We start from the raw sequence: 14,381 nt of genomic DNA, 5'->3' as shown, positions 1-14,381 counted from the left end.
TTTGGAGGTGCTCAAGGATATGTCATCAGTAGTGGTGGTTGGAACACAATGGGGAGACGAAGGAAAAGGAAAGATTACAGATTTTTTATCTGAAAATGCTGAAGTAATTGCACGTTACCAAGGCGGAAATAATGCGGGACATACTATTAAGTTTAATGGCGAAACGTATAAATTGCACTTAATTCCTTCAGGGATTTTTTATAGTGATAAAGTCTCTGTTATAGGCAATGGAATGGTTGTTGATCCTAAAGCACTTATAACAGAATTAAAATATTTGCATGATCGAGGTGTGACTACAGACAACCTTAGAATCAGCAATCGTGCACATGTTATTCTTCCATATCATTTGAAATTAGATGAAGTAGAAGAAAACAGCAAGGGCGATAATAAAATTGGTACAACAAAAAAGGGAATTGGCCCTGCATATATGGATAAGGCTGCTCGTATTGGCATTCGTATGGCTGATTTATTGGATAAAGAAGCATTTGAAGAAAAACTAGCACGCAACTTAGAAGAAAAAAATCGTTTACTAGAACGCATCTATGAGACAGATGGATTTAAAATAGAAGATATTCTGGATGAATATTATGATTATGGTCAGCAAATTAAACATTATGTTTGTGATACATCTGTAGTATTAAATGATGCTTTAGATGATGGACGCCGTGTTCTTTTTGAAGGTGCACAAGGCGTTATGCTGGATATTGACCAAGGTACATATCCATTTGTTACCTCTTCTAACCCAGTTGCTGGTGGAGTGACGATCGGCAGCGGTGTAGGCCCATCTAAAATCAAGCATGTTGTAGGTGTATCAAAAGCTTATACAACTAGAGTTGGTGATGGTCCATTCCCTACAGAACTAGATAATGAAATTGGCCATCAAATTCGCGAAGTAGGACGCGAATACGGAACTACGACTGGAAGACCTAGACGCGTAGGCTGGTTTGATAGCGTCGTAGTACGTCATGCACGCCGTGTTAGTGGCATCACAGACCTTTCATTAAATTCTATTGATGTATTAACAGGAATTGAAACTTTAAAAATTTGTGTAGCTTATAAATACAAAGGAACAACTATGGAAGAATTCCCAGCAAGTCTAAAAACTTTAGCTGAATGCGAGCCTGTATATGAGGAACTTCCAGGTTGGACAGAGGATATTACTGGTTGCAAATCATTAAGTGAACTTCCAGCAAATGCAAGACATTATTTAGAAAGAGTATCCCAACTCACTGGTATTCCACTTTCTATTTTCTCTGTAGGTCCAGATCGTAAACAAACAAATGTAATTCATAGTCCTTGGAGACAAAACTAATTTAAAGAAATGCCTAAATTGAGTATACTTTCTGCTTTATTTAGGCATTTGAAATTATTTTAATTTTTTTTGTAAAAAGTATTGCTTTTTAAATTGAAACTGTGATAATATAAAAAGCGTCGCAAATGATATGAAAAACTTTTAATAAGAGCCATTAGCTCAGTTGGTAGAGCATCTGACTTTTAATCAGAGGGTCGGAGGTTCGAATCCTCCATGGCTCACCATTTCCTTATAATGGCCCATTGGTCAAGCGGTTAAGACACCGCCCTTTCACGGCGGTAACACGGGTTCGAATCCCGTATGGGTCATTTTTAAAATATACTTTTTGGTCCGGTAGTTCAGTTGGTTAGAATGCCTGCCTGTCACGCAGGAGGTCGCGGGTTCGAGTCCCGTCCGGACCGCCATATTTTTTCTATATGCGATTAGCATATTTTACATATATATTTTTTTATCTGTATATACGACTGGATGTTAAGATAGCCATAGTCGTAATCTAAGACTTAATAAAATTAATTTTATTATCTTAATACATAAATAAAAAATAGATAAAAGTAAGATAATAGAATAAAAAAGCAGATAATATTATGGCTCAGTAGCTCAGTCGGTAGAGCAAAGGACTGAAAATCCTTGTGTCGGCGGTTCGATTCCGTCCTGAGCCACTCTAAAAAAACGGTTATGAATTTTATTCGTAACCGTTTTTTCTTTTTGTCGCATTAAAGGGCTTATTTTCCTGCTTTGGGTTCAGAAAAGGAAATAAGAAATTTAGGTGGGCAGTAAACATTCGATTGTTAGTTGTACTTTATTTAAAAGGAAGACAGTTTTTATCATGAATAGACGAGGAGCTTTTTTATTTTTTCCTTACTGCAATTTACAATTTGATTACAAAATAAAGATGTTCATTCCATAGGCAGAAATATATGATAGAGTGAAGAAGGATATTTAGGAGTTCCTAAATATCTCCTATTTAAATTAGATAAAAATAAAGCTAGAACAAAAAGATAAAGAGTGTCTTTAGATTTAATGGTAGATTTACGTATATACTCTAACTTGCTCATTATTTAGGTTATTCTCTGCATTTTGGTTCTACTATATATTCTTTGGACTAGTAAAAAAATTGTTGCCTACAATGTGAGCTGGCCTAATTCAAGCAAATTAATGATTAAAAAACCCTCTATTTGAGGGTTTTTTAATCATTCGTTTTTATTGGAAAGGTATAAAAAGTGAATATATTCTTATAAAATGGTAAATTAGAAGTAGAAGACGCAAATAATACACATACTACTATAGATACTCTGACTTAAGGGGGACAACTGGTTTGAATAAGAAAATACTTGTTGTTGATGATGAGAAGCCAATTGCAGATATACTACAATTCAACTTAAAAAAGGAAGGTTTTGAAGTCCATTGCGCTTATGATGGAAATGCAGCCTTAGAAAAGGTGGAAGAAATACAACCTGATTTAGTGCTTCTTGATATCATGCTTCCGCAGCGAGATGGTATGGAAGTTTGCCGAGAAATTAGAAAAAAATATGAAATGCCAATTATTATGCTAACAGCAAAGGATTCAGAAATAGATAAAGTGCTTGGTCTTGAGCTTGGAGCAGATGATTATGTAACAAAACCTTTTAGCACAAGAGAATTAATTGCACGTGTAAAAGCTAATTTACGTAGACATCAACAGACTCCTTCGGCAGTGGAAGAGGAGAATGAAACAAATGAGATTGAAATAGGCTCATTAACGATTCATCCAGATGCATATATTGTATCGAAACGTGGTGAAATGATTGAATTGACGCATAGGGAATTTGAATTGCTTCATTATCTCGCAAAACATATTGGGCAGGTTATGACAAGGGAGCACTTGCTGCAAACAGTATGGGGATATGATTATTATGGGGATGTTCGTACAGTAGATGTAACGGTAAGAAGATTAAGAGAAAAAATAGAGGATAATCCTAGTCATCCAACATGGATTGTAACAAGAAGAGGTGTTGGTTACTATTTAAGAAACCCTGAACAGGAGTAATCATAATTGATGAAAAAAGTTAGTTTCTTTCGATCTATTCATTTAAAGTTAGTGCTGATTATTGTACTGCTTATTCTTATCTCCATTCAAATCATTGGTGTTTACTTTGTGCAAACACTGCAGCGAACATTAAAAGATAACTTTGAAACATCTATTCAAGATAAGGTAAATATCTTATCTATCTATTTAGAAGAACAGCTAACAAAGGAACGTTCGATTGAAAATGGGGATTCTACGTTAGAAGAGGATGTAAAAAGGCTTTTGAGCGAGGATAATAACTCAAATATTATTCAGGAAATTAGAGTGATTGACAGTAACTCTATTATTATTGGTACATCAGACCCTGAAAACCAAAACTTGGTAGGACAGAAAATGGTCGATAATGTAGTGAGAAGGACGTTAGTGAATTCTTCAGCACCTGTAGAAGATTATTCCATCGATCCAAAAACAGGGAATCGAATTTATGTTTTAATAGCTCCTATTAGACCTCAAGGGGGAGAATCAATAGGAGCTATCTATCTGGTTGGAAAAATTGAGAATGTTTATAAGCAGATGGATGAAATAAATCAAATCTTCCAAAAGGGTACACTTATTACATTAGTAGTAACAGCTGTTTTAGGAGTGCTGCTGGCAAGAACGATAACAAGGCCTATTTCTGATATGCAAAAACATGCTTTTGCTTTGTCAAAGGGGAATTTCTCAAGAAAAGTAAAAGTATATGGTTTTGATGAAATTGGTCAATTAGCGATTACATTTAATAATTTAACAAAAAAACTGCAAGAATCACAGGCAACAACAGAAAGCGAACGAAGGAAGCTGTCTTCTGTCCTTTCATATATGACAGATGGAGTAATTGCAACAGATAGAAGAGGGCGCATTATACTTATTAATGAACCGGCAGCAAAAATGCTGGATGTTTCACGTGAAACAGTCTTATCAGAATCTATCATCAATCTTTTAGGGTTAAAAGGAAAATATACATTTGAAGAACTTCTTGAAGAGAGAGAGTCGGTTATTCTCGATTATAGTACAAATTATGAACCATATGTATTAAGAGCAAACTTTTCGGTCATTCAAAAAGAAACAGGATTTGTAAATGGTCTTATAACTGTCCTTCATGATATAACGGAGCAGGAGAAAATCGATATGGAACGCAAAGAATTTGTAGCGAATGTTTCACATGAGTTGCGCACTCCTCTTACAACTATGAGAAGTTATGTAGAGGCATTAGCGGAAGGCGCATGGCAAGATGATGAGCTTGCTCCTAAATTTTTAGAAGTGACACAAAATGAAACAGAAAGAATGATTCGTTTAGTGAATGATTTGCTTCAATTATCAAAACTAGACAATAGAGACATTAAATTGGATAAAGAGTTAGTAGATTTTATTGTTTTCTATAATCGCATTATTGATCGCTTTGAGTTGACTAAAGAGCAGAATGTTATATTTGAGCGTAAATTGCCAAAGCATGCTGCTTTTGTGGAAGTAGATGAAGATAAATTAACACAAGTAATGGATAACATTATTTCGAATGCATTAAAATATTCTCCTGAAGGCGGAAAAATCACATTCTCTTTAAAGGAACAGGAGAAACAGATTATTGTCAGTATTTCTGATAATGGCGTTGGTATTCCAAAAGAAAACTTAGAAAAGGTGTTTGATCGCTTCTATCGTGTTGATAAGGCACGTACACGCAAGCTTGGGGGCACCGGATTGGGACTTGCTATTGCAAAAGAGATGGTAGAAGCACATGGAGGGAAAATTTGGGCAACGAGTAAAGAAGGGAAAGGAACAAAAGTATCTTTTACTCTTCCTTATATTCAATCAGAAGAGGATGATGATTGGGTATGACTTATGAAAAAATAAAAACAGTTATATTAGCCATTCTTGTATTAGTAAGTATTTTTTTATACTATATTTTATGGACACATCAAGGTAATTATGAAACATTAAAAAAAATTCCAACAGTTGAGCCAGAAATGTTTGGAAAAAGCAAAGAAATTGGCGAGGTAGTTAAGCCAGACCGAATTTATCAACACTTAAATGGCCAGCATTATGGAACAATGGATAGTATGGAAATAAGTGATGTGATTAATACCTTAAAAAAATGGGACTATAACAATATTAAAAATATTTCCCCGGAAATAAAAAATATTTCTTCTTTTATTCAGAAACAGGACCATAGTATGGAAATAAGATTTCCAGGCGATGTTCCATTTTATTTGTATAAAACCTTGCTGAATAGTACAGAAAGCAATAATTTTGATTTTGATACTATTTTAATTTCCTATGATATTTCTAAAGATAAAGAGGGATTGGTGTATTTTATTTCTAGAAATAATGGAAAAGTATATGAAAGCAATGTTTCTGCATCATTTATTGATTCTTTTAAAGATTTTACTAATCATGCAGCAATGGAAGGATCTATTTATACAACATATTTTAGTCATAATTTGACAAAAAATAATTTGATTTATCTACCAAAAAATGATGGTAGCATGAAAAAGTATAATTATTTATATAAAACTATCGATTCTGCCAAGCTAAAAAGAGCATTATTTAGTGATCCTAGTCTAGTGCAGAAAAACATTATTGCCAATCGAGAAGAATACACAGATGATACTGGACTTTTAAGAATCGATAAAGATACCCATGTTGTTTCTTTTCTAAAACCATCTGAGATACTTACAGATGGTACAGAGAAAAATAAAATGATTCAAAAGAGCATTGAATTTGTAAACCAGCATGGAGGATGGACAAACCAATATAAATATGAGTATAGATATGTAGACAAAAATGATAATTACGATAAAACAACTTTTCGCCTATATAATTCAGCAGGATTTCCAATATTTGATATGGAGCATAAAATATCGGATATTCAGATAGTGTGGGAAAATAATGATGTAAAAACATTTATTACAAGCAATCTTAGTACCTTTGGGACAGATTTTGATACCACCACTACTACATTAATGTCTGGACAAAAAGTGCTTGAATATTTAAAAGAACAAAAAAATATTGAGATGGAAAAAATACAGGATATTGTAATGGGCTATGATATGCAGGTAGACTCGCAAAGTATTGTAAGATTGCAGCCGAGCTGGTTCTATGAATACGATGAAAAATGGTATCAGATAGAAACCTCACATATAGGAGGCAAGAATAATGGATTGGAATAAGATTAAGACAATATTTATTCTTGCCTTTTTAATCCTTGATATTTATTTGGTCTATGAATACATGCGGCTTAAAGAGTCATCTCAACAATTTGAGTACAAACAAGGCCCTTCAGCTGAAAAGATATTATCATCATATGGCATAACATATCCAAAAGATCTGCCTAAGAATGCAAAGGATCAATATTTGTCGGCAAAATCTAAAACCTTTAGTAAAGAAGAATTAACAAAATGGGAAAAGGGCCTTTTAAAGGGGCAAGAGGTTACTATCATTGACAGCAATATTCTCCAGTCTATTTTAGAAAAGCCGATAAGCATAGGACAACCATTTAAGGAAACAGATTTAACGGCATATATAGAGGGTCATATATTAAATGGCAATCAATATCGTTTCTGGGAAAAAAAAGATAAGACAATTACCTACTATCAGCAATATAATGGCAAAACCTTTTATCAAAATTTAAATGGAAAATTGACTTTTTATTTAAATGAAGAAAATAAAATAGTTTCCTATGAACAGACATTTCTTGAAAATATTAAAGAAATTGAAGAAGAAGAAAATATTAGTCGGCCATTAGATGCTATTTATACACTGTTTACAAATAGCTATATTGATAATGACAGCAAGATAAAAAAGGTAGAATTAGGTTATTACTCCCAGCAGTATTCTACAACGCAGGTGCTTTCGCCAACTTGGTCCATTCTATTAGATAATGGGGAAAATTTATTTGTAAATGCGTTAGATAATCAGATAATAAAAACAAAAAGTGAGCAGATTAAATTGGAGTGAGAAAAAATGCAGTTTAGTGTTCTCGCAAGCGGGAGTACTGGCAATGCCATTTATATAGAAAGTGAGGAATATTCATTTTTGGTTGATGCAGGATTAAGCGGAAAACAAATGGAAGCATTGTTTGAGCAAGTTGGCCGGAAAATGAATAAGCTCACTGGCATTTTAGTAACCCATGAGCACAGCGACCATATTAAAGGGGTCGGAATTATTGCCCGCAAATATAAATTGCCTATTTATGCAAATGAAAAAACCTGGAATGCTATGAGCTCACATATTGGGGAAATTCCCTTAGAGCAAAAGTTTCATTTTGATATGGAAACAGTAAAAACGTTTGGGAATTTATCCATCGAGTCTTTTGGCGTTTCTCATGATGCGGCAGAGCCAATGTTTTATGTCTTCCATGAAGGCGATAAAAAGCTTGTATTGATTACAGATACAGGTTATGTCAGCGATCGAATGAAAGGTATAATAAGCAATGCTGATTCTTATGTATTTGAAAGCAATCATGATGTGCAAATGCTTAGGATGGGCAGGTACCCTTGGAATACTAAGAGAAGAATACTAAGCGATGTAGGCCATGTTTCAAATGAAGATGCTGCAATTGCTATGAGTGAAGTGATCGGCGACCGTACCAAACATATATATTTAGCCCATTTAAGCCAGGACAATAATATGAAAGAACTGGCAAGAATGTCTGTTGCGCAAACTTTAGAAAACAAAGGCATTATGCTTAATGAACAAGTAAGCTTAAAAGATACGGATCCAAAAATACCAACAATTTTAACAACTATTTAATTATAAAGAGACGGCCAGAAAATTTATTCTAGGTCGTTTTTTATTTTTCTCTATAAAAGAAAGCAGTTATTTTGTTTGTTTTTAAAAAAATAAGGAAAAATAAATAAAGAACTTATGTAATGACTTTTTATTTACATAACCAAAGCATATATTTTAGTTCTTTAAAAGAGAGGAATGGTGTACGTGGCAAATGAAGAGGATTTTGAATATGGAAATCAAAGAGAAAAGCCTGTACGAAAAAGAAGTTACTTCTTTTCAGGCTTTTTAGGTGCCATTATAGGTGCATTGCTTGTTTTATTAATAGTAACCCGTTTTGCTGATAATGGAATTTTAGCAACTAAAAAGGAAACTGATGATGATATTACCATAACGGAGGATAAGGAATTAAATACAAAAAATGTTTCCCTAAATGTAGAAACGAACATAACAAAAGCAGTTGATAAGGCAGCTGATGCAGTAGTTGGCATTAGCAATCTTCAATCTTCTAACTTTTGGGAAGATACTTCTGCACAAGAAGCAGGTACCGGATCTGGTGTCATCTATAAAAAGAGCGGGGATAATGCGTATATTGTTACAAATAATCATGTAGTAGCAGGTGCAAGTGAACTTGAGGTAACTTTATCGGATGGAAAGAAGATAAGTGCAAAATTAGTGGGTGCTGATGTATGGACAGACCTTGCTGTTGTAGAAGTAGATGCAAAAGATATCAGCAAAATCGCTGAATTCGGCAATTCGGATACGCTAAAAGCAGGTGAACCTGTTATTGCTATTGGCAATCCACTTGGCATGACATTCTCCGGTTCCGTAACTCAAGGAATTGTATCAGGGCTACAGCGGACGATACCAGTAGATATTAATGAAGATGGTGTAACAGATTGGCAGTCAGAAGTTATTCAAACAGATGCTGCCATTAACCCTGGCAATAGTGGAGGAGCATTAATTAATATTGCTGGCCAGCTAATTGGCATTAATAGTATGAAAATTTCTGAGTCCTCTGTAGAAGGGATCGGTCTTGCTATTCCAATTAACTCAGCAGAACCAATTATTCAAGACTTAGAAAAATATGGTGAAGTAAAACGCCCATATATGGGAGTAGAGCTTCAATCTGTCAGCGATATTCCAGGGTATTATCAGCAAGAAGCATTAAAGCTTCCAGAAAACGTGACAGATGGAGTAGCAATTAAAGATGTTAGTCCAAATTCTCCAGCGTCGAAAGCAGGTTTAAAGGAATTAGATGTTATTGTTGAATTGGATGGAGAAAAGGTCAGCGATTTAATTGATTTAAGAAAACATTTGTATACGGAGAAAAAAATAGGTGATAAATTGAAAATAAAATATTATCGCGAAGGAAAACAGATGACAGCAGAATTAATGCTGTCTGAAGATAATCGATAAACAAAAAACAGGAAGAATTCGTTCTTCCTGTTTTTTGTTTATCGAAATTACAAAATAAATGCATAAAAACTTTATAAAAAAAATATTAAAAGGAAAAATAAAAAAAGAAATATAGACTTATTAGAGAATTTTAAAAGGAATAGTTGCAGTTTTGAGATAGAATGATAAGATGAAATGTGGATAACTGAAAAAAAGATAACAATACGGTTATCCACAGGAATATTTTGAAAAATTAGATTTATAGGTAAAAAAGGAGAAGAAAAAATGATTTATAGTTGTGCTGAACATATTGATATAGCAATAGATACGATCGTAAATGAGCATGAAACATTTCCTATTTTGGAAAACCTTAGAGAAGGGGAAAAGTTATCCACAACCTGTGGATATTGCAAAAATATCGCCATATATATGGTAGCGAACAAATGATTTCATACTATATGTGGATTATAAATGTGGATATGTGGATAAGTTATGTGGATATGTTGTTTGTAAAGTGAGGAATACATGTGAATATCTCAATTATTACAGTTGGAAAACTAAAAGAAAAATACTTGAAGCAAGGAATCGATGAATATACAAAACGATTATCAAGCTATTCCAAAATAGAAATCATCGAAGTTTCCGATGAAAAAGCTCCTGAAATACTCAGCAATGCAGAAATGGAGCAAGTCAAAAATAAAGAGGGAGAAAGAATCCTCGCAAAAATTTCTCAAGATGCCCATGTTATCGCGCTGGCCATTGAAGGCAAACAAAAGTCTTCTGAAGAACTAGCAGACACACTAGATAAACTCGCTACATACGGAAAAAGCAAAGTAGCTTTTATTATAGGCGGTTCTTTAGGATTAAGCAATGATGTTTTAAAAAGAGCAGACGACAAGCTCTCTTTCAGCAAAATGACATTCCCTCACCAATTGATGAGGCTTGTTTTAGTAGAGCAGGTTTATCGGGCGTTTCGGATTAATCGAGGAGAACCGTATCATAAGTAAATGAGGTTTTAAAGGGATAGATGGTCCTTATGCATATCTTTTTTAGTGCTTCTTTCCAAGAAAGAAGCACTAAGCTTTAATTAATTATAATGAGATTGTCCCTTTAGCTAGCTGGACATTAATCCAATGATAATTTTACCATTCTTTTGGCTCATAGTTTAATTCTCTAAATAATTGAGTTCGCTCTTTTTTGGATAAATCTTTCCATTGTCCAGGAGGAAGGTTTCCTAAATGAATATTCATGATTCGAGTTCTTTGCAATCGGTAAACGTCGTATCCTAATTCTGCGCACATGCGGCGAATTTGACGGTTTAGCCCTTGCGTTAAAATGATTTGAAAATCAAATTTTGATAATTGAACCACTTCACAAGGAAGTGTTTTTGTACCTAATATTTTGACACCCTCTGACATCTTCTTCACGAATTCAGGGGTAATTGGCTTGTCTACAGAAACGATATATTCCTTTTCATGCTTATTTTCAGAACGCAGTATTTCATTGACAATGTCTCCATCGTTTGTAAGAAGTATTAAGCCCTCTGAATCTTTATCCAGGCGTCCAATATTAAATATTCTTAATGGGTGGTTGACTAAATCAACAATATTTCCCTTTACGCCTTTTTCTGTTGTACTAGTAATGCCTACAGGTTTATTTAAGGCAATATAGACATTATTCCTTGCTACTCGGATTGGATTTCCATCTACTCGAACGTCATCCCCAGGTTCAACTTGGCTACCTATAGTTACACGTTTCCCATTGATAGTAACTCTCCCATCGGCAATTAATTTATCGGCGCCTCTTCTAGATGCTTTTCCAGATTCACTTATATATTTATTAATACGCATAATGACACATCCTTAATCAGAGGATTTTTTTATTAGATACTAACTATACTTTATTTTAAGGAGGAATCACAAACTTTTATTTAGGGATAGCGGATAAAAATTTGTTTTAAAAGAAGCTATCTTTTTTGAGGTGCAATTGTTATTTTTATTTGAATTAAATATATAAAGCCGTTAATAATTGGGAGTATTGGATTTAACCTGTTTACATAAATGCTAGAAACGTTATTACGTAGTGGTAATAATTTTTCTAATTTTGCTGGCCGATCATCGGTATTTGAATTATATCAAGGAATGGCAGCCTGGTTATTTGAAGCGTTTGAGAGATTCATAATATTTGCATGAATACTAAAAAAAGCTTAATTATAAAGGTGGAATATCCTTTGGAAAATGAAGTGGATTTTTATTTTTGGGTTCAATTTTTTATTTAGTTACTAAATAGAAATAGTTGTTTTTATGTAAAAAAGTCAAAAATATATAGAGGTAAAAAAACCTTATATATTTTCGACTTAATGTTCAATTACCAGTTTATCATTCACATCGGTACTTGAATGCAGGCTCTGTCTGAATATAAAAAGCATTTCTGACTTGTGCACTCCAATTTGCAAAGGCTGATCTCCATTCAGGAGTATTAAAGAATTGATCAACAGTTTGAGTTTCAGAATGCCAAACTATAAATAGGTTGAGTGGGGCGATTCCTCCTGCCCAAATTCCATTGTTTGCGTCGGTATCTTCTTCCCTTACTAATAATAAGGGGAGACCAAATTGAAAAGCCATGGAAGGTTCAACTTGTGAATAAACGGATCCTTCCCAAAAAGGAGTAGATGGTGGAAGAGGTCCCGCATTAACGTCAACTGTTTGAATTTTAAAACGACGAAGGTTTACTGCCAACATTCCATAGCTTGATGAAACTAGCCGACGAATATCAGTTAAAATGGATTCGGGATAACTTTCGCTTAAAGGTAATGTACGTGGAAAAAGCAAAGCATTTTCAATCTCTAAAATGAGACGGTTTAGAAACCGTTGTTGGTTGTCATTTAAATGAGTTGTCGTACTTAAAAATATAGGAATACGATAAGCACGGTCAATACATGTTTGGTGTGTCGAGTCTATTTTTACTTTATCTTTACGTGAAGAGCTATGCTCATTATTACTCCCTTTTTTTTCATCCTTGTGTGAAGAGCCATCTTTCTTTTTACTCACTTTCTCACCTCCTTTTTTATCAGTATATGGAAAAGAAATAAGTAAGCTTGGACATAATAGGTAAATTTTATAATATAGAGGTACTGTAAAACGAAAAATAATAATTTTGTAAAAGATTATGGAATTTAAATGAAGCAGGAAATAAGTACTGGTGAAAAATCGATTCAAATAAGAGGATATATGCTAGATCCATTTGGCATTTATAGTCTCGCAGGAATTTGGTGCTCAATTGTTATAGGACTTTTCGCAACTGCTAGTGTTGAGGGAAATGAATACGCAGGAAACAAAAGAAATATGTTTAATCAGGGGAGGCTTTCCTAGACCTAGTGAAAATAAAAAAGACATTGTTTCGAATAACAATGCCTTTTTTATAAGTTATATAAACATATCCAGGATTAGGACACCGGCAAGTCCCACTAAAGAAATAATTGTTACCATGACAGACCAGGTTTTAATCGTTTTTCCGATTGTTAGGTTAAAATATTCTTTGTAAATCCAGAAGCCTGCGTCATTTACGTGTGAGAAGGTAACGCTTCCTGCACCAGCGGCCAATACCATTAATTCTGGGCTTGTGCCAGTTGAAGCGACAAGTGGTGCAGCAATACCTGCTGCTGTCATACCTGCTACGGTTGCAGATCCTACTGCTATTCTTAGGATTGCAGCAATTAGCCAAGTTAAAAGCAAAGGTGACAGGGTAGAACCAGCCATAAGATCAGAAATGTATTTATCGATATGGCTGTCAATCAATACTTGTTTGAAGGCACCGCCAGCAGCAATGATTAATAGAATCATTCCGATACCGCTTACAGATTCACTAAGAGATTGCATAATTTCTGGCATTTTTTTACCAAGATTTAAACCGAATGTAAAGATAGCAACAATAACTGAAATGAGCAAGGCTACATTCGCATTACCGATAAAATTAGTGACTGGTGCGATGGCTGATTCAGGTATAAAAATTTCTACAATGGCTTGTAACGCAATTAAAATAACTGGTAAAAGAGCAGTGAAAAGGCTTACTCCAAACTTAGGAAGCTCCTCTTCTTTAAATTTTTTAGGATTAAATAGACCTTTTGGAATTTCAATCTCTAATGATTCTTTTTTAAATAATTTTGTATAGACTGGACCTGCAAGAATAAAGGCAGGAATCGCAATGATGATTCCTAAAATCATCGTTAAGCCGATATTTGCTCCAAAAACATTTGCAACTGCAGTTGGACCTGGATGCGGGGGTACAAACCCATGCATGGTAATCAAGGCAGCAATTACTGGCATACCAAGATATAAAACTGGCACTCTAGCCGCGGTGGCAATAGTAAATACTAATGGAATTAAAACAACAACTCCAGTTTCAAAAAATAAAGCGATTCCAACAATAGCCGCAGTAATAACAGCAGCCATCTGAACTCGTTTTTCCCCAAAAGCATTAATTAAAGTTGTCGCAATGCGTTGCGCACCACCAGAATCCGTCATTAACTTACCAAGTATGGCACCAAAGATAATGATCATGGTAAGATGTCCAAGCGTTCCGCCTAGACCAGCTTCAATGGATTCTATAGCCGCAATAGGTGTCATTCCTTCTAGTATTCCTACTGCTAGTGAAACAATAATCAATGATATGAAAGCGTTTAATTTGAAGGCCATCATTAAGACTAATAATAGGGCAACTCCTATAGTGACTGAAATAATTGGCATTGATTTTTCCTCTTTTCCTTTTTGTCATCATAAAAGAGGTTCGCCTCCATAAGGAGTTTACTCATAATCTATCATCTAATTCTGATTGAATAAAAAGATTGCTGAACGACTGTATAATGAGTATGGACTCCTTACTTAAAGGCCAACCTTATTTTTTAAA

12 protein-coding genes and 4 tRNA genes are annotated in these 14,381 nt (G+C 34.3%); 13 read left to right on the top strand and 3 right to left on the bottom strand.

Annotated elements, in window-relative coordinates; all coding sequences use genetic code 11:
* Positions 1-19: 19 nt before the first annotated feature.
* From NCCP28_RS16150 to rlmH, 13 genes are all read left to right on the top strand, one after another.
* Positions 20-1,312, top strand: a complete 1,293-nt coding sequence (locus NCCP28_RS16150) for an adenylosuccinate synthase (protein ID WP_248562449.1) — start codon at positions 20-22, stop codon at positions 1,310-1,312.
* Positions 1,313-1,460: 148 nt separating this feature from the next.
* Positions 1,461-1,536 (top strand) — tRNA-Lys (locus NCCP28_RS16145).
* A gap of 12 nt (positions 1,537-1,548) precedes the next feature.
* Positions 1,549-1,620, top strand: a tRNA-Glu gene (locus NCCP28_RS16140).
* 19 nt (positions 1,621-1,639) lie between these two features.
* Positions 1,640-1,716, top strand: a tRNA-Asp gene (locus NCCP28_RS16135).
* Between the two features lie 182 nt (positions 1,717-1,898).
* Positions 1,899-1,971, top strand: a tRNA-Phe gene (locus tag NCCP28_RS16130).
* Positions 1,972-2,627: 656 nt separating this feature from the next.
* The gene (gene yycF, locus NCCP28_RS16125) at positions 2,628-3,338 is read left to right on the top strand and encodes a response regulator YycF (protein WP_248562448.1); all 711 of its coding nucleotides are present in this window, start codon (positions 2,628-2,630) and stop codon (positions 3,336-3,338) included.
* A 9-nt stretch (positions 3,339-3,347) separates the two neighbouring features.
* A complete protein-coding gene (walK, locus tag NCCP28_RS16120) occupies positions 3,348-5,189 on the top strand; it encodes a cell wall metabolism sensor histidine kinase WalK (protein WP_248562486.1) in 1,842 nt (613 codons plus the stop codon).
* Positions 5,186-6,520, top strand: a complete 1,335-nt coding sequence (locus tag NCCP28_RS16115) for a YycH family regulatory protein (protein WP_248562447.1) — start codon at positions 5,186-5,188, stop codon at positions 6,518-6,520. The genes walK and NCCP28_RS16115 overlap by 4 nt, the downstream gene beginning before the upstream one ends.
* Positions 6,507-7,307: a two-component system regulatory protein YycI gene (locus NCCP28_RS16110; RefSeq protein WP_248562446.1), complete on the top strand. Its 801-nt coding sequence runs from the start codon at positions 6,507-6,509 to the stop codon at positions 7,305-7,307. Before NCCP28_RS16115 ends, NCCP28_RS16110 begins: the two co-directional genes overlap by 14 nt.
* Positions 7,308-7,313: 6 nt before the next feature.
* A complete protein-coding gene (locus NCCP28_RS16105; RefSeq protein ID WP_248562445.1) occupies positions 7,314-8,102 on the top strand; it encodes an MBL fold metallo-hydrolase in 789 nt (262 codons plus the stop codon).
* A gap of 174 nt (positions 8,103-8,276) precedes the next feature.
* On the top strand, positions 8,277-9,497 hold the full coding sequence (locus tag NCCP28_RS16100) for a S1C family serine protease (RefSeq protein ID WP_248562444.1): 1,221 nt from the start codon (positions 8,277-8,279) through the stop codon (positions 9,495-9,497).
* A 264-nt stretch (positions 9,498-9,761) separates the two neighbouring features.
* On the top strand, positions 9,762-9,923 hold the full coding sequence (locus NCCP28_RS16095; RefSeq protein ID WP_248562443.1) for a CxxH/CxxC protein: 162 nt from the start codon (positions 9,762-9,764) through the stop codon (positions 9,921-9,923).
* A gap of 80 nt (positions 9,924-10,003) precedes the next feature.
* Positions 10,004-10,483, top strand: coding sequence for a 23S rRNA (pseudouridine(1915)-N(3))-methyltransferase RlmH (gene rlmH, locus NCCP28_RS16090; RefSeq protein ID WP_248562442.1), 480 nt, complete (start codon positions 10,004-10,006; stop codon positions 10,481-10,483).
* A 135-nt stretch (positions 10,484-10,618) separates the two neighbouring features.
* Here the strand turns inward: rlmH and rluF are convergent, their stop codons facing one another.
* From rluF to NCCP28_RS16075, 3 genes are all read right to left on the bottom strand, one after another.
* The gene (gene rluF, locus NCCP28_RS16085) at positions 10,619-11,326 is read right to left on the bottom strand and encodes a 23S rRNA pseudouridine(2604) synthase RluF (protein ID WP_248562441.1); all 708 of its coding nucleotides are present in this window, start codon (positions 11,324-11,326) and stop codon (positions 10,619-10,621) included.
* A gap of 528 nt (positions 11,327-11,854) precedes the next feature.
* Positions 11,855-12,526, bottom strand: coding sequence for a hypothetical protein (locus NCCP28_RS16080; RefSeq protein ID WP_248562440.1), 672 nt, complete (start codon positions 12,524-12,526; stop codon positions 11,855-11,857).
* Between the two features lie 375 nt (positions 12,527-12,901).
* A complete protein-coding gene (locus tag NCCP28_RS16075; protein ID WP_248562439.1) occupies positions 12,902-14,221 on the bottom strand; it encodes a gluconate:H+ symporter in 1,320 nt (439 codons plus the stop codon).
* Between the last annotated feature and the right edge of the window lie 160 nt (positions 14,222-14,381).

The organism is Niallia sp. NCCP-28, from assembly GCF_023168165.1.
GTDB lineage: Bacteria > Bacillota > Bacilli > Bacillales > Cytobacillaceae > Niallia.
This window is presented reverse-complemented; position numbering and strand designations above follow the sequence as displayed.